The 20,065-nt window shown below is 68.5% G+C and carries 17 protein-coding genes and 1 pseudogene; 13 read left to right on the forward strand and 5 right to left on the reverse strand.

Going from position 1 to position 20,065, the window contains the following annotated elements:
* Window positions 1-60: 60 nt before the first annotated feature.
* From ACTJKF_RS22005 to ACTJKF_RS22020, 4 genes and pseudogenes are all read left to right on the forward strand, one after another.
* Window positions 61-702 (forward strand): thiol:disulfide interchange protein DsbA/DsbL, encoded by a 642-nt coding sequence (locus tag ACTJKF_RS22005; protein ID WP_440626070.1) that lies wholly within the window; start codon window positions 61-63, stop codon window positions 700-702.
* Window positions 703-721: 19 nt separating this feature from the next.
* Window positions 722-1,495, forward strand: a complete 774-nt coding sequence (locus tag ACTJKF_RS22010) for an SDR family oxidoreductase (RefSeq protein ID WP_440626071.1) — start codon at window positions 722-724, stop codon at window positions 1,493-1,495.
* Window positions 1,496-1,917: 422 nt separating this feature from the next.
* Window positions 1,918-3,522, forward strand: a complete 1,605-nt coding sequence (locus ACTJKF_RS22015; RefSeq protein WP_440626073.1) for an ABC transporter substrate-binding protein — start codon at window positions 1,918-1,920, stop codon at window positions 3,520-3,522.
* Between the two features lie 67 nt (window positions 3,523-3,589).
* Window positions 3,590-3,814, forward strand: a pseudogene (locus ACTJKF_RS22020) (ABC transporter ATP-binding protein); the annotation flags it as partial.
* Window positions 3,815-3,821: 7 nt separating this feature from the next.
* Here ACTJKF_RS22020 and ACTJKF_RS22025 read toward each other — a convergent pair.
* From ACTJKF_RS22025 to ACTJKF_RS22035, 3 genes are all read right to left on the reverse strand, one after another.
* Complete coding sequence (locus ACTJKF_RS22025) at window positions 3,822-4,076, reverse strand: DUF6429 family protein (RefSeq protein ID WP_440626075.1); 255 nt, start codon at window positions 4,074-4,076, stop codon at window positions 3,822-3,824.
* Window positions 4,077-4,106: 30 nt separating this feature from the next.
* Complete coding sequence (locus tag ACTJKF_RS22030; protein ID WP_440626077.1) at window positions 4,107-5,891, reverse strand: SWIM zinc finger family protein; 1,785 nt, start codon at window positions 5,889-5,891, stop codon at window positions 4,107-4,109.
* Window positions 5,892-5,955: 64 nt separating this feature from the next.
* Window positions 5,956-7,032 carry an MBL fold metallo-hydrolase gene (locus tag ACTJKF_RS22035; protein WP_440626079.1) on the reverse strand — a complete coding sequence of 359 codons (1,077 nt, stop codon included), beginning with the start codon at window positions 7,030-7,032 and terminating at the stop codon, window positions 5,956-5,958.
* 331 nt (window positions 7,033-7,363) lie between these two features.
* Here ACTJKF_RS22035 and aceK point away from each other — a divergent pair, with 331 nt between their 5' ends.
* The 9 genes from aceK to bioB all read left to right on the forward strand — a co-directional run bounded on the left by aceK (window position 7,364) and on the right by bioB (window position 17,676).
* Entirely contained in the window at window positions 7,364-9,184 is a 1,821-nt protein-coding gene (gene aceK, locus ACTJKF_RS22040) for a bifunctional isocitrate dehydrogenase kinase/phosphatase (protein ID WP_440626081.1), read from the forward strand.
* 77 nt (window positions 9,185-9,261) lie between these two features.
* Complete coding sequence (can, locus tag ACTJKF_RS22045; RefSeq protein ID WP_440626083.1) at window positions 9,262-10,029, forward strand: carbonate dehydratase; 768 nt, start codon at window positions 9,262-9,264, stop codon at window positions 10,027-10,029.
* Between the two features lie 194 nt (window positions 10,030-10,223).
* Complete coding sequence (locus ACTJKF_RS22050) at window positions 10,224-10,901, forward strand: SDR family oxidoreductase (RefSeq protein ID WP_440626085.1); 678 nt, start codon at window positions 10,224-10,226, stop codon at window positions 10,899-10,901.
* A 39-nt stretch (window positions 10,902-10,940) separates the two neighbouring features.
* On the forward strand, window positions 10,941-11,378 hold the full coding sequence (locus tag ACTJKF_RS22055) for a YchJ family protein (RefSeq protein WP_440626087.1): 438 nt from the start codon (window positions 10,941-10,943) through the stop codon (window positions 11,376-11,378).
* A 107-nt stretch (window positions 11,379-11,485) separates the two neighbouring features.
* Window positions 11,486-12,766, forward strand: a complete 1,281-nt coding sequence (locus ACTJKF_RS22060) for a dienelactone hydrolase family protein (protein ID WP_440626089.1) — start codon at window positions 11,486-11,488, stop codon at window positions 12,764-12,766.
* Window positions 12,767-13,349: 583 nt separating this feature from the next.
* Window positions 13,350-14,693: an adenosylmethionine--8-amino-7-oxononanoate transaminase gene (bioA, locus tag ACTJKF_RS22065; protein WP_440626091.1), complete on the forward strand. Its 1,344-nt coding sequence runs from the start codon at window positions 13,350-13,352 to the stop codon at window positions 14,691-14,693.
* Window positions 14,693-15,904, forward strand: coding sequence for an 8-amino-7-oxononanoate synthase (gene bioF / locus ACTJKF_RS22070; protein ID WP_440626093.1), 1,212 nt, complete (start codon window positions 14,693-14,695; stop codon window positions 15,902-15,904). The genes bioA and bioF overlap by 1 nt, the downstream gene beginning before the upstream one ends.
* Window positions 15,901-16,620, forward strand: a complete 720-nt coding sequence (gene bioD, locus ACTJKF_RS22075) for a dethiobiotin synthase (RefSeq protein ID WP_440626095.1) — start codon at window positions 15,901-15,903, stop codon at window positions 16,618-16,620. The genes bioF and bioD overlap by 4 nt, the downstream gene beginning before the upstream one ends.
* A 36-nt stretch (window positions 16,621-16,656) precedes the next feature.
* A complete protein-coding gene (gene bioB, locus ACTJKF_RS22080) occupies window positions 16,657-17,676 on the forward strand; it encodes a biotin synthase BioB (RefSeq protein ID WP_440626096.1) in 1,020 nt (339 codons plus the stop codon).
* Between the two features lie 141 nt (window positions 17,677-17,817).
* Here the strand turns inward: bioB and ACTJKF_RS22085 are convergent, their stop codons facing one another.
* Both ACTJKF_RS22085 and ACTJKF_RS22090 read right to left on the reverse strand, forming a co-directional pair.
* Window positions 17,818-18,543 carry a copper homeostasis protein CutC gene (locus ACTJKF_RS22085; protein ID WP_440626098.1) on the reverse strand — a complete coding sequence of 242 codons (726 nt, stop codon included), beginning with the start codon at window positions 18,541-18,543 and terminating at the stop codon, window positions 17,818-17,820.
* Between the two features lie 77 nt (window positions 18,544-18,620).
* A complete protein-coding gene (locus ACTJKF_RS22090; RefSeq protein WP_440626101.1) occupies window positions 18,621-19,907 on the reverse strand; it encodes a sensor domain-containing phosphodiesterase in 1,287 nt (428 codons plus the stop codon).
* Window positions 19,908-20,065 lie beyond the last annotated feature (158 nt).

Raw genomic sequence — 20,065 nt, forward strand, 5'->3', positions numbered from 1 at the left:
CGCACCCACGCAGAACCCGTTACGTTTCGTAACCCGAGCAACTGATTCGACGTCCACAACATGAAAAAACTGCTTAGCACGCTCCTTCTGTCCCTGGGCCTGGCCGCTGCCGGCTTCGCCCAGGCGTCGCCCGCCGCGCCGGCCTCCGGCAAGGACTTCGAGGTGATGAAGTCGCCGCAGCCGGTGTCCGCGCCGGCCGGCAAGGTCGAGGTCATCGAGTTCTTCTGGTACGGCTGCCCGCACTGCTACGAATTCGAGCCGACGATCGAGGCCTGGGTGAAGAAGCAGGGCAACAACATCGACTTCAAGCGCGTGCCGGTTGCGTTCCGCGACGATTTCATCCCGCACTCGAAGCTGTACTACGCGGTGTCCGCGCTCGGCATCTCGGAGAAAGTCACGCCGGCGATCTTCAACGCGATCCACAAGCAGAAGAACTATCTGCTGACGCCGCAGGCGCAGGCCGACTTCCTGGCGACGCAAGGCGTCGACAAGAAGCAGTTCATGGACGCGTACAACTCGTTCAGCGTGCAGGGCCAGGTGAAGCAGTCGGCCGAGCTGCTGAAGAACTACGCGATCGACGGCGTGCCGACGGTCGTCGTCCAGGGCAAGTACAAGACGGGCCCGGCTTACACGAACAGCATCCCGGGCACCGCCCAGGTGCTCGACTATCTCGTGAAGCAGGTTCAGGACAAGAAGCTCTGATCCCCGCCCGCGCGCCGGCATGACTACTCCGCTGAAGGTCTTCATCACCGGCGCGTCGAGCGGCCTCGGCCTCGCGATGGCCGAGGAATACGCCCGCCAGGGCGCCACACTCGCCCTCGTCGCGCGCCGCACCGATGCCCTCGATGCGTTCGCGCGACGCTTTCCCCGGCTCTCCGTCTCCGTCTATTGCGCCGACGTGCGCGACGCCGATGCGCTGGCCACCGCCGCCGCGTCGTTCATCGCCGCGCACGGCTGCCCGGACGTCGTGATCGCGAACGCGGGCATCAGCCAGGGCGCCGTCACGGGCCAGGGCGATCTCGCCGCGTTCCGCGACGTGATGGACATCAACTACTACGGGATGGTCGCGACCTTCGAGCCGTTCGTCGGCCCGATGACGGCCGCGCGCCACGGCACGCTGGTCGGCGTCGCGAGCGTCGCCGGCGTGCGCGGGTTGCCCGGTTCCGGCGCGTACAGCGCGTCGAAATCGGCCGCGATCAAGTATCTCGAGGCGCTGCGCGTCGAACTGCGTCCGGCCGGCGTCGGCGTCGTGACGATCGCGCCCGGCTATATCCGCACGCCGATGACCGCGCACAACCCGTACCGGATGCCGTTCCTGATGGACGCCGACCGCTTCGCGGCCCGCGCCGCGCGCGCGATCGCGCGGCAGAGCGCGTTCCGCGTGATTCCGTGGCAGATGGGCGTCGTCGCGAAGGTGCTGCACGTGCTGCCGCGCTGGCTCTACGACCGCCTCTTCGAGAAGGCGCCGCGCAAGCCGAAGGCCGGCGCGCACTGAGTGCGTCGTGGATCCCGGCGCACATCTCGCGCCGGGACGCTGCCTGATCGGCGTCGCCGTACCGCGCGAATCCGCGCGGGCCTTTTCCGTCCTGCCCACTACGTTGACGTTGCGCGCCGCCGCCGCGATCCTCGCGATTCCGTCGAGCCTGCCATGCCTTTCTTTGCCGCATGCGCGTGCCGGCCGCCACTTCGCCTCACCCGCCTCGTCGCCTCACCCATCTCCGTCACCCCGCCGCCCCAACACGCATTCCGTCGCGAACGCAGCCGTTTTTCGCTCAATTCACCGCGTTCCGGCGCCTTTTTTCACGCGTCGCACGCTTTGACGTTATGCTAGTCGCCAGCCGCGCCGCCCCCGTCGTCTACCCAGCCGCGCCCGCATTCCGACACCCGGCAAAAATCACAAGTCACATGGGAGAACCTATGCACGTCAAGCTGTTCGCCGCGGCCGCCATTGCCGCCGCCCTCGCCGCCCTCGCCGCTCCCGGCCTCGCCGTCGCCAAGCCGCTCACCGTCTGCACGGAATCGAGCCCGGACGGCTTCGACGTCGTGCAGTACAACTCGCTCGTCACGACCAATGCCTCGGCCGACGTGATCTTCAACACGCTGGTGTCGTACGACGAAGCCGCGAAGAAGGTCGTGCCCGCGCTCGCCGACAAGTGGGAAGCCAGCGCCGACGGCCTCACGTACACGTTCCACCTGCGCCCGAACGTCGCGTTCCAGACCACCGACACCTTCAAGCCGAGCCGCACGCTGAACGCGGACGACGTCGTGTTCACGTTCAGCCGGATGCTCGACGATGCGAACCCGTGGCACAAGGTGGCCGGCGCGAGCGGCTTTCCGCACGCGCAGTCGATGGGGCTCGTGAAGCTCGTGAAGTCGGTCACGAAGGTCGACGACAACACGGTGAAGTTCGTGCTGAACGAGCCGAACGCGACGTTCGTGCCGATCCTGACGATGGGCTTCGCGTCGATCTACTCGGCCGAATACGCGGACCAGCTGCTGAAGGCCGGCAAGCAGGCCGACCTGAACGCGAAGCCGATCGGCACCGGCCCGTTCGTGCTGAAGAGCTACACGAAGGACGCGCTGATCCGCTATGACGTGAACCCGACCTACTGGGGCGCGAAGCCGAAGGTCGACCGGCTGATCTACGCGATCACACCCGACGCGTCGGTGCGCATGCAGAAGGTGAAGGCCGGCGAATGCCAGATCGCGCTGTCGCCGAAGCCGCAGGACGTGCTCGCCGCGAAGGGCGAAAGCGCGCTGAAGGTCGTGCAGACGCCCGCGTTCATGACCGCGTTCGTCGCGCTGAACACGCAGAAGAAGCCGCTCGACAACGACAAGGTGCGCGAGGCGCTGAACCTCGCGTTCGATCGCGCGACCTATCTGAAGGTGGTGTTCGACAACACGGCGACGGCCGCGAACAATCCGTATCCGCCGAACACGTGGAGCTACGCGAAGGACATCGCGCCATATCCGTACGATCCCGCGAAGGCGAAGCAGCTGCTCGCGTCGGCCGGCTTCCCGAACGGCTTCTCGACGACGATCTGGACGCGCCCGACGGGCAGCGTGCTGAACCCGAACCCGAAGGCCGGCGCGGAACTGCTGCAGGCCGATCTCGCGAAGATCGGCGTGAAGGCCGAGGTGAAGGTGATCGAATGGGGCGAGCTGATCAAGCAGGCGAAGCTCGGCCAGCATGACATGCTGTTCATGGGCTGGGCCGGCGACAACGGCGATCCGGACAACTACCTGTCGCCGCTGTTCAGCTGCAACGCGGTGAAGTCGGGCATCAACTTCGCGCGCTTCTGCGACGCGCAGCTCGACAAGCTGATCGCCGACGGCAAGTCGACGGCCGACCAGGCCAAGCGCGCGAAGCTGTACGAAGCGGCGCAGAAGATCATCCACGACCAGGCGCTGTGGATTCCGCTCGGCTACCCGACCGCGGCCGCGCTCACGCGTGCGAACGTGAGCGGCTATCGCGTGAGCCCGTTCGGGCGGCAGAACTTCACGACCGTCGCCGTGCAGTAACCGTGCGCGGCGCGCAAGCGACGGCATGCTCGCCGGTTGCTTGCCGCCCGCCGCCGCCGCCGTGCAGCGCCTGAGCGGCGGCGAACGGCTGCAGGCCGCGCTCGCGTATGCGTTGTGGCGCGGCACGCCCGCGCAGCGGTTGCTGCTCGACGAGCCGGCCCATCACCTCGATCTCGAATCGGTGCGCGCGATCGTGGTCGCGTCGCACGGCGCCGCGTTGCTCGCGGCGCTCGAACCGACGCACACGATGCAATGGCAGCGCGACGCGTGGCGCTACGAACCCGCCGCGTGACGCGCGCTCAAGATCCTTTGTCCGTATGCGCGCCGCGCGAATCGACGAATTGCAGCCTGAAGAGGCGCTCCGATTCCCGCAAGCCTTCATCCGTCAGGACGATGGATTTCGTCTTGTTGATCGGGTCGCCGATCAAACCGCGCGCGTGCAAGCGATTCAGCACATCCCAATCGAAACTTTTCCAAGCGCGATTGCCGTCGTGCAGGGTCAGATGCAGGAGCGCGAGCACGGCGTCGTCGACTGCCTGAAGATCGATATTCATTTCCACACCTTCCTCAGCCTGGCCGTCAAATCACGCGTCAAGCTTCTCGAGCAACTTGATGAAATTGCGCTTCGCGCGGTAATCCTTGCGAATCTCGTCGAGTTCCGCGTCGAATACCGCAAGCTGTCGATGTGCGACCCGTAGCGCGTGGATATCGCGCACGACACCGAACGCCTCGTCGTAACGCGCACTGCCCGCACCACGCTCGACCGCGAACGGCAGCAACCGGTGATAGAGCGCGATCGCATCCTCCGGATGCGTCTTCGCACGCGCCGCCGCCAGCGTAGGCCACACGCCAACTTCGACCGGGCCGCCCTGAAACGCATCCCACGCCGCGGCGTCATCCTGCTCCGCGAGCAACAGCTTCACCAGCTCGGTGCGCGGCGGCGGCTCCCAGCGCCGTGCGCCGGTGCGGGGTTCCCCCACTGCTTCGCGCTTGCAGGCAAGAGACTGCAGATGCGCGATCGCGCGCGCTTTCACGGTAGCGCCCCGCCCCGTCCGCTTTGCGACCTTCATCAATGCGCGGAATGCGTCGGCCGTCGGATGATCCGCGAAGCGCTCCCACGCGAGCGCGTCCGCCCGATCGAACGCGCGCCGCCGCAAATGCTCGTTGATGCAAAAGCCCATCAGCCGATCGTCGTACCGGTCCTTCATCTCACGCATCCCGCGTTCGGCCCACGCCAGCCCTTCGTCGAAACGTCCGTGTGCCGCGCACAGTTCCGCGATCTGCGCATACCGGTACGACGCGGACAGATCCGTCGACCAGATGCGGATCAGTGCATCGACGTCGCCGTCGTGTTTCGCGAGCGCCTCCATCGCGTGCTGGAGATTGTGGCGCACCACGTCATGCGCGTACTGGTCGCGCTTGTCCAGCGGCCGCGCGGGCAGCACGGCCCAGGCTTCCTCGACGCGTTCGCGATAGCGTGTCAATCCCGCGTCGCCCAGCACCTCGGTATAGGCAGGCAGTACATCCCGGAACGTATCCCACTGGCCGCGAGCCTGCAGGCCGAACAGGCGATCGGCGAGCTTTACCGGATCCGGCCGCGTCTGGATGCATGCATCGAGATGCAGACCGGCCAGCTCGCCGATGCCCGGCGCCACGCTACCGTCGGAGTCGTCGATCTGTTCGAGGCTCGCTTCCGCGTCGGCGATCGCGAGTTCGGCCAGTTCGACGACCTGCGCGGCATGGGAACCGGCCAGCTGCCGCCGCAGCATGGCGGCCAGCTCGAACAGCTGTTCTCCAAACACGTGCGCCTCGTCCCAGCCAAGCGGCCGCGAGACGCGGGCCATTTGCCGGACGGCGGCGCGCAGGCCCGGGAGGTCGCTGGCTTGCGCCGCATGTGCGTCGAACAGCAGCCTGTCGCGCAACGATCGGTCGCGCTCGGCCGCGTCGAGCAGCCAGCGGCGCAGCGCGTGCTCGTCGAGCGTCTCCAGATGGTCGCGAATCAACTCCGCGTGCGTCTTGCGCTTGCGCCGCGGCCGCGCCGGCTCGCGTTCCTCGTCGTGGAAAACCGCTTCGCCGCCGTTCTCGAGCCATGACAGCGCGACCGCCACCGCATGCTTGCAGAACGCGCCATCGTCGCCGACCGGGCAATTGCATGCATGGTGCAGCGTATCGTCGTCGCCGACCGCGAATTCGACGCAATAGCGATACGTGCCGCGCACGGTCGCCGACAGCTCGCCATCGCGTTCGGTCAGTCGCGAAACCGCGCCGTCGCGATAGTAGGCTCGGCCACGCTCGAAGGATTTCGCGTCGGCCAGGGCCTGGATCGTCGAGAGCGTGATGAGGTCGGAGAGACTGAAGTTGCGCGGCATGGATCGTATGGCAATTGCAACGGAAACAACGGCGGCGAAGGTGGACTCGGGCGGACCAAGGCGGTCAGGCCCGCGCGTAGCGAATCACCCCGTCGTCGCCCTGCTCGCGCACGAGCTCGCCCGCGAGCCACAGCAGGTTCAGGTGCGCGAGCGCCTCGCCGAGCGCGAAGGTCATCTGGTGGATGTCGAGCTCGCGGCGGCGGAACATGATCGGCACGATGTCGGCCGCGCTCGCCGGCTGCGCCGCGCAGGCGACGCGCACTTCGTCGAGCCGCGCGTCGTGGTGCGCACGCAGTTGCGCGATGCGCGTGCGCACGCCGCGGAACGGCTTGCCGTGCGACGGCAGCACGAGCGTGTCGGGCGCCATCGTCTCGTAGCGGCCGAGCGATTCGAGGTACAGCGCGAGCGGGTTCGCTTCCGGTTCGAGATCGAACACCGACACGTTGGTCGAGATGCGCGGCAGCACCATGTCGCCGGAGATCAGCACGCCGTCCGCTTCGCTGTGGAGCGCGCAATGTTCAGGCGAATGGCCGTAGCCGGTGACGACGCGCCACGTGCGCGCGCCGATCGTCACCGCGTCGCCTTCGCGCAGGCGCCGGTAGCGCGGCGGCACGGCCGGCACGAGATCCGAGTAGTAGCTGCGGCGGCTGCGCAGCTTGTCGAGCGCGACCGGATCGGTCAGCCCGTGCCGTGCGAAGTGATCGGCCGCGGCCGCGCCGCCTGCGTTCGAGCCGTTGCCGGCCGCCATCAGGCAGCCGAACATGTATTCGCCGAGCGTCATCCACAGCCGCGCGTTCCAGCGGCCCTGGTCGCCGCCCTCGCAGATCCAGTTCGCGAGGCCGAAGTGATCGGGGTGGCAGTGCGTGACGAGCACGCGCAGCACCGGCAGCCCGTCGAGATGCCGATCGAAGATCGCTTCCCAGTGCGTACGGATCGCGTCCGACGAGATCCCGCAATCGACGACCGTCCAGCCGGCCTGCCCGTCGATCTCGTCACGCAGCAGCCACAGGTTGATGTGGTCGAGCGAAAACGGCAGCGGCATGCGCAGCCAGCGCACGCCGGGCGCGACCTCGAACGTGTCGCCCGCGGCAGGCAGCGTGTCGGCGAAGGGATAGTCGAGTTGGTGTTCCAGTGCGTTCATCGGTGGGGGTGTCTCGTCGTTATCGGTACGAATGCGGGGCCCGGCGCACGGGCCGGGCGCGCGCAGGCGGCAGGCCGCGGCGGGCATCGCGTCGATTCTATCGCCGTCGCACGAAATGCGTGCCGCGCAGGGGCGGGCCGGTCAAAAAAAGTTCGTGTCAGGATCCGATCCGTACCCGTATCTTTACGCGAAGATGCCCCGAACGGCAGGCAACGGCGCACAACCCGCGCACTGACGGCGCTTGGCGCCGGACCCCGAAAATCATTGAAACGCCGACTTGGGCGCTAAAATGGCGAGTGCTTACAGTCCCTCTCGAACGAGCCTGCACGCAATGAATCACTTCCCCAAGCTGCTGTCGTCACAGATCGGTTTCGACGTCGCGCAGACGATGCTCGAATACTTCGACCGCCACTACCGGATCTTCCGGGAAGCGGCCGTCGAAGCGAAGACGCTATACGAGCGCACCGACTGGCACGGGCTGCAGCGGCTCGCGCGCGAGCGGATCACGTCGTACGACGATCGCGTGAAGGAATGCGTCGAGGTGCTGCAGGACGAGTACGACGCGGAGGACATCGACGACGAGGTGTGGCAACAGATCAAGCTGCACTACATCGGCCTGCTCACGTCGCACCGCCAGCCCGAGTGCGCGGAAACGTTCTTCAATTCGGTGTGCTGCAAGATCCTGCACCGCTCGTATTTCAGCAACGATTTCATCTTCGTGCGCCCCGCGATCTCGACCGAATACCTCGAGAACGACGAACCCGCGGCCAAGCCGACCTATCGCGCGTACTACCCGGGCACCGACGGGGTCGCGGCCACGCTCGAGCGCATCGTCACGAACTTCCAGCTCGAGCCGCCGTTCGAGGATCTCGCGCGCGACATCGGCTGCGTGATGCAGGCGATCGACGACGAATTCGGCCGCTTCGACGAAGCGCCGAATTTCCAGATCCACGTGCTGTCGTCGCTGTTCTTCCGCAACAAGAGCGCGTATATCGTCGGCCGCATCATCAACGCCGATCGCGTGCTGCCGTTCGCGGTGCCGATCCGCCACGTGCGCCCGGGCCTGCTTGCGCTCGACACCGTGCTGCTGCGCCGCGACCTGCTGCAGATCATCTTCAGCTTCTCGCACTCGTATTTCCTCGTCGACATGGGCGTGCCGTCCGCGTACGTGGAGTTCCTCGGCACGATCATGCCGGGCAAGCCGAAAGCCGAGATCTACACGTCGGTCGGCCTGCAGAAGCAGGGCAAGAACCTGTTCTACCGCGACCTGCTGCATCATCTGTCGCATTCGAGCGACCGCTTCATCGTCGCGCCCGGGATCAAGGGCCTCGTGATGCTCGTGTTCACGCTGCCGTCGTTCCCGTACGTGTTCAAGATCATCAAGGATCACTTCCCGCCGCCGAAGGAAACGACCCGAGCGCAGATCATGGAGAAATACCAGCTCGTGAAGCGCCACGACCGGCTCGGGCGGATGGCCGACACGCTCGAGTATTCGAGCGTCGCGCTGCCGGTCTCGCGGCTCGACCATGCGCTCGTGCGCGAGCTGGAGAAGGAAGTGCCGTCGCTGCTCGAGTACGAGGACGGCAACCTCGTGATCCGGCACCTGTACATCGAGCGCCGGATGACGCCGCTGAACCTGTACCTGCAGAACGGCACCGACGCGGACGTCGAACACGGCGTGAAGGAGTACGGCAACGCGGTGAAGGAGTTGATGAAAGCCAACATCTTCCCGGGCGACATGCTGTACAAGAACTTCGGCGTCACGCGCCACGGCCGCGTCGTGTTCTACGACTACGACGAGATCGAGTACCTGACCGACTGCAACGTGCGGCGCGTGCCGCCGCCGCGCAACGAGGAAGACGAACTGTCCGGCGAACCGTGGTATACCGTCGGCCCGCACGACATCTTTCCGGAAACCTACGGACCGTTCCTGCTCGGCGACCCGCGCGTGCGGACGGTCTTCATGAAGCACCACGCGGACTTTTTCGAACCCGCGCTGTGGCAGGCGAGCAAGGACAAGCTGCTGCAGGGCGAGTTGCCCGACTTTTACCCGTACGACGTGTCGCTGCGTTTCAGCGTGCGCTACCCCGCGCGCTTCGACGCGGCGCCGGACGCCGGCGACGGCGCAGGCGCCGCGCAGCGCGCGGCCTGACACACGGCCTGATCGAACCGAATCGAACCGATTCAAACCGCCAATCGACCTGATTTCCGCCAACGGAATCCACACCGATGACTATTCAAGACAATCCGCTTTCACACCTGTTCGACAACAACGACGCCTGGGTCAAGCGCCAGCTGGCCGACGATCCCGATTTCTTCGCGCGTCTCGCCGACCAGCAGGCGCCGGAATATCTGTGGATCGGCTGCTCGGATTCGCGCGTGCCCGCGAACCAGATCATCGGCCTGCCGCCGGGCGAAGTGTTCGTGCACCGCAACATCGCGAACGTCGTCGTCCACAGTGACCTCAACTGCCTGTCGGTGATCCAGTTCGCGGTCGACATCCTGCGCGTGAAGCACATCATGGTCGTCGGCCACTACGGCTGCTCGGGCGTGAACGCGGCGCTGCACAACCGCCGCGTCGGCCTCGCGGACAACTGGCTGCACCACGTGCAGGACGTGCGCGAGCGTCACGCGGCACTGCTCGACGAATGGCCGGTCGGCGAAGCGCGCTATCGCCGCCTGATCGAACTGAATTCGATCGAGCAGGTGGTCAACGTGTGCCGCACGACGATCGTCAACGACGCGTGGGCGCGCGGCCAGTCGCTGACCGTGCACGGGCTCGTCTACGGCGTGCACGACGGGCGGATGCGCAACCTCGGGATGGCCGTGTCGAACTTCGACGCGCTCGACGACACCTACCAGCGCTGCGTCGCGGCGCTGACCGCGCGCGGCCAGCATGCCCCCGACAACGACATGGTCGCGGCGGATGCCGCGCGGCTCGAAGGCGTCGCGCAGGCGGTCGCCGACACGCTGAAGCCGTGCGGCGACGCGAAGTAACCGGCGCGCCCGCCGCGCGGCTTGCGGCTGCCGACGCAACCTGCCCCCGGCCGCGTCGCGCGTCCGGGGGCCGATCGACGTGCTGCATGCGGTCGTCGCGTGCCGCCGCGCAGCGCGGCTGCACGCGACGACCGTCGAATTGACCTGACACCGGCACTGCCGCGACGGCGGTGCCATGCAAAGGAGCGGCGAACATGAAAACCGTACTGATCGTCGGCGCATCGCGCGGCTTGGGCCGCGAATTCGTCCGGCAATACCGGCGCGACGGCTGGAACGTGATCGCGACCGCGCGCAACGACGCATCGCTCGCCGCGCTGCGCGAGCTCGGCGCGCATGCGCACGCGCTCGACATCGCGCAGCCCGAGCAGATCGCGACACTCGGCTGGAAGCTGGACGGCGAACGGCTCGACGCGGCCGTGCTGGTGTCGGGCGTGTACGGGCCGCGCACCGAAGGCGTCGAGACGATCGGCGCCGAGGATTTCGACACGGTCATGCATACGAACGTGCGCGGGCCGATGCAGCTGCTGCCGATCCTGCTGCCGCTCGTCGAGGATGCGCGCGGCGTGCTGGCCGTCGTGTCGAGCCGGATGGGCAGCATCGCGGAGGCGACCGGCACGACCGGCTGGCTGTACCGCGCGAGCAAGGCCGCGCTGAACGACGTGCTGCGCATCGCGTCGCTGCAGACGCGCCACGCCGCATGCATCTCGCTCCATCCGGGCTGGGTACGCACCGACATGGGCGGCGCGCAGGCCGCGATCGATCCGGAAACCAGCGTGACCGGCATGCGCCGCGTGATCGCCGAAGCCGGCGCGGACATCTCGCAGGCCAACGGCCGTTTCTTCCAGTACGACGGCGTCGAGCTGAGCTGGTAAGCCGGCATCACAACCCGGCGTCGTTAATTCACGATTCGCATGACTTTGAACCGACCTGACGCGTGCCCGTGCGGCGGCGCGTCCCCCGTTCCTGCCGGCAAAGCCCCGGCGCCGCGCTATGCGGCCTGCTGCGGCCGCTTCATCGACGGCGGCGAAGCCGCACCGACCGCGCTCGAATTGATGCGTTCGCGGTACAGCGCATACGTGCTCGGCGCGACCGGCTACCTGCGCGCGACCTGGGACGCGCGCACCTGCCCGGCCGATCTCGATGCGGACCCGAATGCGCCCGACGCGCCGCGCTGGCTCGGCCTCGCGGTCAAGCGCCACGCGGCGCTCGACGAACGGCACGCGGAGGTCGAATTCGTGGCCCGCTACAAGGTCGGCGGGCGTGCCTACCGGCTCCACGAGACGAGTCGCTTCACCCGCGACGAGCACGGTTTCTGGCGCTATGTCGACGGTGAAGTAAGTGAACGCTGACAAATAGTTGCTGTGTCAGACGCCGGGTAATTCCTGCATTGCACAACCCGAATTTGTCGGGCTACGATGGCCGTCAGATTGGTCAAGTTGCATGGCAGGGCTTACGAATGGCGTTCAGCAAGGTATTGGTGGGATGGATGGCGGCCTGTGCGCTGTCGGCCGCTCAGGCCGGTACGTTGCCGAACGCGAACGCCGGCGCGGTCACGGCCAGCGGGTCGCTCGCCCATGCCGAGCGCTTCGATTACGGCGATTCGAGCCTCCCGCAGGTCGCCGCGAACCTCAACGAACAAATCATCAGCATTCCGGCCGATGCCTCCGGCTCCGTGATGCTCCAGGCCACGCTGTTCAAGCCGAACGGCCCCGGCCCGTTCCCGCTCGTCGTCTTCAACCACGGCAAGAACACCGGCGATCTCCATCAGCAGCCGCGCAGCCGGCCGCTCGCGTTCGCACGCGAATTCGTGCGCCGCGGCTATGCGGTGATCGCGCCGAACCGCCAGGGCTTCGCCGGGTCGGGCGGCACGTATCAGCAGGAAGGCTGCAACGTCGGCAAGAACGGCCTCGCGCAGGCCGCCGACGTCGATGCCACCATCCGCTACATGTCGCGCCAGTCGTACATCGATGCGTCGCGCATCGTCGTCGCGGGCACGTCGCACGGCGGCCTCGTGTCGGTCGCCTACGGCACCGAAGCGGCGTCCGGCGTGCGCGGCATCATCAATTTCTCCGGCGGGCTGCGCCAGGACCTCTGCGACGGCTGGCAGCGCAATCTCGTCGAAGCATTCGACCAGTACGGCGCGCATACGGCCGTGCGCTCGCTGTGGCTGTACGGCGACAACGATTCGGTCTGGACGCCCGCGCTCGTCGCACAGATGCACGACGCGTACGTGTCGCACGGCACGCAGGCGCAATTCATCGACTTCGGCCGCTACAAGGACGACGCACACCGGCTGATCGTCGATCGCGACGGCGTGCCCGTGTGGTGGCCGGCCGTGCATGCGTTCCTCGCGGAATTGAACCTGCCGACCGCGGTGCGCTACGCGGTCGCCAGCCCGCACGAACCGAATGCGACCGGCTACGCGTCGATCGATGCGGTCGATGCGGTGCCGTTCCTCGACGAGGCCGGCCGCGAAGGCTATCGCCGCTTCCTGAGCCAGCATCCGAGCCGCGCGTTCGCGGTGTCCGCCGAAGGCGCGTGGTCGTGGGCCGAAGGCGGCGACGATCCGATGGCGCTCGCGCTCGACAACTGCGGAAAGCAGGGTGCGGGCGCATGCCGGCTGTATGCGGTCAACGACCGCGTCGTGTGGAATGGCGGCACGACGCAGACGGCCGACAACGGCGACGGCAACACGCACGACGCCGATACAGATACACGCGCGCTGGCCTCGCGCTGACGCGGGCGCCGCGCCGCTCCAGGTCGCACCTTTCCCGCACGCTCCCCTTTTTCCGTTTTCGCGAATGCTGGCGCGTTGCCACGGCGCCCGTGCGCCGCCTGCGCCTGCGCCGGGTGTCCGGCGAACCGTCGGAGCCGGGATCCCGGCCGTAATCGCATGCAGGCGCCCTTCGAGGCGTTTCCCGGCCCTGTCCCGCCCTTCTTCCCACCCTTCCCGGCTGTTGCCGCCCTCTGTCGCGCCTGATTCCGCACACCATTCATCCGCGGCCGCGCGCCACGCATTGCGCTTCGCGCCCTGCTTTCATTCGCGACCCGATTTTCGCCCTCGCGCGTACGCCCGCCCGACGATTTTTTCTGTTGGGGGGTGTCACTCGAACGTCGTCATCTGCGGTCATTTCGGGATATCTGGTGCGTACCGTCCAGAGCCCCCGCGATCTGCGCCGAACTCCCGTCCGGCAAGGCTGCGCGGCGTTTGTAACCGGTAGTGCAACGGATCGCGGAACACGCTAATCTCAGCGCGTTTTCGACTGTCGCCGCGCGGTATCCCGTTCGATGCCCGCCGCCGTTTGATCCCCGGAGTTGCCTTGAGTACGCGAGCCACCGATGACTGGGTCGCGCGCAGCCTGCGCGCGGTCTGGCATCCCTGCACCCAGATGAAGCACCACGAGCGCCTGCCGCTCATTCCCGTCGCGCGCGGCGCGGGCCTGTGGCTGTACGACCGCGACGGCCGCCGCTACTTCGACGCGATCAGCTCGTGGTGGGTGAACCTGTTCGGCCATGCGAACCCGGACATCAACGCGGCACTGAAGGACCAGCTCGACACGCTCGAGCATGCGATGCTCGCCGGCTGCACGCACGAACCGGCGATCGAGCTCGCCGAGCGGCTGCATGTGCTCACCGATCGCACGCTCGGCCATGCGTTCTTCGCGTCGGACGGCGCGTCGGCCGTCGAGATCGCGCTGAAGATGAGCTTCCACGCGTGGCGCAACCGCGGCCGCGCGGACAAGCGCGAGTTCGTGTGCGTCGCGAACGGCTATCACGGCGAGACCATCGGCGCGCTCGGCGTGACCGACGTCGCGCTGTTCAAGGATGCCTACGACCCGCTGATCCGCCACGCGCACGTGGTCGCGTCGCCCGACGCGCGCGGCGCCCTGCCGGGCGAAACGGCCGCGGATGTCGCGGGCCGCGCGCTCGACGACGTGCGGCGGCTGTTCGCCGAACGCGCCGACCGGATCGCCGCGCTGATCGTCGAGCCGCTGGTGCAATGCGCGGCCGGCATGGCGATGCACGATCCGTCGTACGTGCGCGGGCTGCGCGCGCTGTGCGACGCATTCGGCGTGCATCTGATCGCCGACGAGATCGCGGTCGGCTGCGGCCGCACCGGCACCTTCTTCGCGTGCGAGCAGGCCGGCGTCTGGCCCGATTTCCTGTGCCTGTCGAAGGGCATCAGCGGCGGCTACCTGCCGCTGTCGCTCGTGCTCACGCGCGACGACGTGTTCGCGGCGTTCTACGACGACGACACGACGCGCGGCTTCCTGCATTCGCATTCGTACACTGGCAACCCGCTCGCGTGCCGCGCGGCGGTCGCGACGCTCGACCTGTTCGCGCGCGACGACGTGCTCGCCGCCAACGCGCGCAAGTCGGACGCGATGCGCGCCGCGCTCGCGCCGCTCGCCGCGCACCCGCAGGTGCGTCACCTGCGCGAGCGCGGCACGCTGTTCGCATTCGACGTCGCGCTCGACGGCGATGCGGCACGCGGCTTCTCGCGGCGCTTCTTCGAACGCGCGCTCGAGCGCGAACTGCTGCTGCGCCCGATCGGCACGACCGTGTACCTGATGCCGCCGTACGTGATGAGCGACGACGACATCGCGTGGCTCGCGCAACGCACGCGCGATACGCTCGACGCAACGCTCGCGGAGGCGGCGTGATGAAACAACCGTCACCGAAACCGGCCACGCCGCTGCTCGACACGCTGCAGCGCGGCCTCGCCGAACTCGATGCGCAGGGCCTGCGCCGCGTGCGCCGCACCGCCGACACCGCCTGCGACGCGCACATGCGCGTCGACGGCCGCGACATCGTCGGCTTCGCGAGCAACGACTATCTCGGCCTCGCCGCGCATCCGGCACTCGTCGCCGCGTTCGCCGAAGGCGCGCGGCGCTACGGCTCCGGCAGCGGCGGCTCGCATCTGCTCGGCGGCCATTCGCGCGCGCACGCGACGCTCGAGGACGAGCTCGCCGGCTTCGCGGGCGGCTTCTCCGACGCGCCGCGCGCGCTGTACTTCAGCACCGGCTACATGGCGAACCTCGCCGCGATGACGGCGCTGTCGGCCAAGGACGCGACGATCTTCTCCGACGCGCTGAACCACGCGTCGCTGATCGACGGGATCCGGCTGTCGCGCGCGAACGTGCAGGTCTATCCGCATGCGGACCTGGCCGCGCTCGCCGCGCTGCTCGACGCGTCCGACGCCGAAACGAAACTGATCGTCAGCGACACCGTCTTCAGCATGGATGGCGACATCGCGCCGCTCGCCGAACTGGTCGCGCTGGCCGAGCGCCACGATGCGTGGCTCGTCGTCGACGACGCGCACGGCTTCGGCGTGCTCGGCCCGCAGGGCCGCGGCGCGCTCGCGGCCGCCGCGCTGCGCTCGCCGAACCTGGTGTACGTCGGCACGCTCGGCAAGGCCGCCGGCGTCGCCGGCGCGTTCGTCATCGCGCACGAGACGGTGATCGAATGGATGATCCAGCGCGCGCGCAGCTACATCTTCACGACGGCCGCGCCGCCGGCCGTCGCGCATGCGGTGTCGGCGAGCCTGAAGGTGATCGCCGGCGACGAAGGCGATGTGCGCCGCGCGCACCTTGCCGCGCTGATCGAGCGCACGCGCGCGCTGCTGCGCATGACGCGCTGGCAGCCGGTCGACTCGCACACGGCCGTGCAGCCGCTCGTGATCGGCGGCAACGACGCGACGCTCGCGGCGATGCGCTCGCTCGACGCGCATGGCCTGTGGGTGCCCGCGATCCGGCCGCCGACGGTGCCCGCCGGCACGTCGCGGCTGCGCATCTCGCTGTCGGCCGCGCATTCGTTCGACGATCTCGCGCGGCTGGAAACCGCACTCATCGAAGCCAGCGAGCAAGCCGCATGAGCACGCCCCTTTCCCTCTTCGTCACCGGCACCGACACCGAGATCGGCAAGACCTTCGTGTCGGCCGCGATGCTGCACGGCTTCGCGCGGCACGGCCTGCGCGCGGCCGCGCTGAAGCCCGTCGCGGCCGGCGCGTATGAACGCGACGGCGTCTGGCGCAACGAGGACGCCGACCAGCTCGACGCGGCCGCGAACGTCGTGCTGCCGCCCGAGCTGCGCACGCCGTTCCTGCTGACGGCGCCGGCGGCCCCGCACATCGTCGCGGCGCAGGAAGGCGTGACGATCGACCTCGATACGATCGTCGCGAGCCATCGCGACGCGCTGACGCGCGCGGACGTGGTGGTCGTCGAAGGCGTCGGCGGCTTTCGCGTGCCGCTGAACGACACGCAGGACACGGCCGATCTCGCGGTCGCGCTCGGCCTGCCGGTCGTGCTCGTCGTCGGCGTGCGGCTCGGCTGCATCAGCCACGCGCTGCTGACGGCCGACGCGATCCGCCAGCGCGGCCTCACGCTCGCAGGCTGGGTCGCGAACCACGTCGACCCGGCGATGTCGTACGCCGACGAGAACGTCGCGACGATCCGCGACTGGCTCGCGCGCGAGCATCGCGCGCCGCTGCTCGGCCGCATCGCGCACATGGCGCCGGCCGCCCCCGAATCCGCGGCGGCGATGCTCGACATCGCCGCGCTCGTCGACACGCTGCGCGCCGCGCAGCATTGACGCCCCGATCCCCGCATTCACGACAGGAAAACCACCATGACCCAAGCCCAGACCGCCGCCGTGCAACCCGACGCGATCCCCGTGGCCGCTCCGGCGCCGCAGCGCTGGCGCGTCGCCGATGTCGTCGCGCTGTTCGAGCTGCCGTTCAACGACCTGATGTTCCGCGCGCAGCAAGTGCATCGCGAGCACTTCGACGCGAACGCGGTGCAGCTGTCGACGCTGCTGTCGATCAAGACGGGCGGCTGCGAGGAAGATTGCGGCTACTGCTCGCAATCGTCGCACCATGAAACGGGCCTGAAGGCCGAGAAGCTGATGGACGTCGACACGGTGCTCGACGCCGCGCGCGCGGCGAAGGCGAACGGCGCGAGCCGCTTCTGCATGGGCGCCGCGTGGCGCAACCCGAAAGAGCGCCACATGCCGGCGCTGACCGAAATGGTGCGCGGCGTGAAGGAACTGGGCCTCGAGACCTGCATGACGCTCGGCATGCTCGAGGACGAGCAGGCGCAGCAGCTCGCGAACGCCGGCCTCGACTACTACAACCACAACCTCGACACGTCGCCGGAGTTCTACGGCCAGGTGATCTCGACGCGCACCTACCAGGACCGTCTCGACACGCTCGACCGCGTGCGCGATGCGGGCATCAACGTGTGCTGCGGCGGCATCATCGGGATGGGCGAATCGCGCCGTGAGCGCGCGGGCCTGATCTCGCAGCTCGCGAACCTGAACCCGTACCCGGAATCGGTGCCGATCAACAACCTCGTCGCGATCGAAGGCACGCCGCTCGAAGGCACCGCGCCGCTCGACCCGTTCGAGTTCGTGCGCACGATCGCGGTCGCGCGCATCACGATGCCGAAGGCCGTCGTGCGGCTGTCGGCCGGCCGCGAACAGCTCGACGACGCGATGCAGGCGATGTGCTTCCTCGCGGGCGCGAACTCGATGTTCTACGGCGACCAGCTGCTGACGACGAGCAACCCGCAGACGCAGCGCGACCGCGCGCTGTTCGAGCGGCTCGGCATCCGCGCGAGCCAGGCCGACATGCTGGCGGAGAACGCGTAAGCGCCTGCATCGCGGCGCATCTCGCGCGCACACGAACAAGCCGGGGCATGCCCCGGCTTTTTTTCAATCGGCCGTCAGCACCGGATTGCCGTGCGCGTCGCGAAGCGTGGACTGCTTTCGCTCGACGCGCCGGCGCATGCATCACACATGTGCCGCCGCGCCGTCTACCGCCGCGCGCACGCGCCCGACGAGCTGTTCGTCGACAGCCGCCAGCACCTCGCCGCGCGAGCGCACGCCTGAACCGAAATGCACCGCGCGCACGCCGGTGGCGCGGACGAAGTCGCCGACCGCATCGACCGTGAGCCCCGAGCCGGCCAGCACCGTGCAGGTCGAGCCTGCCGCCTGCCGCGCCAGCCGCGTGATCGTCGCGACGGCGTCGAGTACCGACGGATGGCCGCCCGACGTCAGCACCGACGTGACGGCCGGCACGCGCAGCAGCGCGTCGAACGCGGCGTTGAGATCGCGCGACACGTCGAACGCGCGATGGAACGTCAGGTCGCGCCCGTCCGCGGCGGCCGCGATGCGCGTGAGCGCGTCGAGATCGATATCGCCGCGCGCATCGAGCGCGCCGAACACGACACCGTTCGCGCCGGCCGCGACGGCCGCGCGCACGTCGCGTTCGATCACGCGCAGGTCGGCGGCGTCGTAGACGAACGCGCGGCTGTGCGGGCGCACGATCACGTTCACGGGGATCGGCACCGCGGCCACGACGGCCTCGATCAGGCCGACGCTCGGCGTGAGCCCGCCTTCGGTGATGGCGGTGACGAGTTCGAGGCGATCGGCGCCCGCGCGGGCGGCGGCCTTCGCATCGCCGACGGTCGTGGCGATCACTTCGAGAAGGACGGAGGAAGCGGCGGTTCGGTTCATCGGCGGCTCGCGAATCGTCAGGACAATTCGCGCATCCTAGCCGAGCGGCGTGAGCGGCGCCAGCGCGCCGGCCCGCGCTAGCCGGCGTCCGCTTCGTCGCCGATCCAGTCGATATCGCCGCACAGCACGTGCTGCGCATCGCCGATGCGCACGGCCACCGACAGCGTCACGCACGGCTGCGCCTCGTTGATCGACAGGTACGGACGCGTCACCTGCACGCGTCCGGGCTCGGCGATCGCCGTGCGGAAATACGGCCGGCGCAGCCAGTTCGCGCCCTGCGCATCCGCCAGCGGCGAGAAGCGCGCCTCGGCGAGCGCGCGATCCGCGCGCAGCACGACGTTGCGGCCCGACTGCCGGCCGCGCGCGTCGAGCAGGAAGCAGCGCGCGGCGGCGTCGAGCGCGAGGAAGTTCCAGCACACCTCGTCGAGCGGCTCGCCGGCCGCCACCCGCTCCGCCGCGCGCTCGAACGCGCGCAGGTACGGTGCGAGCCGCTGCGCGTCGCGCCGCTCGCGCGCTTCGGTCTGCTCGCGAAACCGCTCGGTCAGCTCGCCGATGCAGCCGGTCGCCATCGCACTGTCGGGCAGCCCGGGCGCCGGGCGGCCGAAGAAATAGCCCTGCACGAAATCGGCCTCGCACGACAGCGCGATCTGCGCGTCGTGCTCGGTCTCGATCCCCTCGACGAGCACGAGCTTGCCGGCCTCGTGCAGCAGCGTGACGAGCCCGTGCAGGATCGCGGTCAGCCCCGTGCGGTGCGCGGCGTGCGACAGCATGATCCGGTCGAGCTTCACGATGTCGGGATTCAGCTGCCAGATCCGTTCGAGGTTCGAATGACCGGCGCCGAAATCGTCGAGCGCGATCAGGAAGCCCTGCGCGCGGAATTCGCGCACGGCCTCGGCAAGCCGCTCGACGTCTTCCGCGCGCTGTTCGAGCACTTCGAGCACGACGCGGCGCGGCGGCATGCCGAGCCGCTTCAGGTTCGCGAGCAGCGCGGCGGCCTGGAACGGGTCGGTGAGCACGCCAGGATGCACGTTGAGGAACAGCCACTCGCGCTCGGCGCCGAGCAGCGCGAAGTTCTCCAGATGCAGCGCCTGCGCGAGCCGGTCGAGCTGCAGCAGCTCGCCCTGGCGCGCGGCCTCGCCGAACACGTCGAGCGGCGACACCGCGCGATCGAGCGCATCATGCGCGCGCAGCAGCGCCTCGTAGCCGACCGCGCGCTGATGCGACAGGCTGAAGATCGGCTGGAACACGGTCGTGAGCGCCAGGTCGCGATGCCGCGTCGCCAGGCGCTCGAGGCCGGAGCTCATCTCCCGCTCGAAACGGTACGGCGACGCGGCGGCCGGACGCTCCTGTTGCGCGAGCGTCATGACCGCCTCCTGCTGAGGCAGCCGGGCGCGGCGGGTGAACGGGACGGCGCGTGCAATGTCATGGTCGAATCCTCGGTTGTCCGGCCGGTGCCGGACCATGCGCAAGCATCAAGCAAGCTCCGTGCAAGCGCCGGACACGTGCGCCGCGCCTGAGCCCG

It is taken from the genome of Burkholderia sp. 22313 (assembly GCF_052045245.1).
Taxonomy (GTDB): Bacteria; Pseudomonadota; Gammaproteobacteria; order Burkholderiales; family Burkholderiaceae; genus Burkholderia.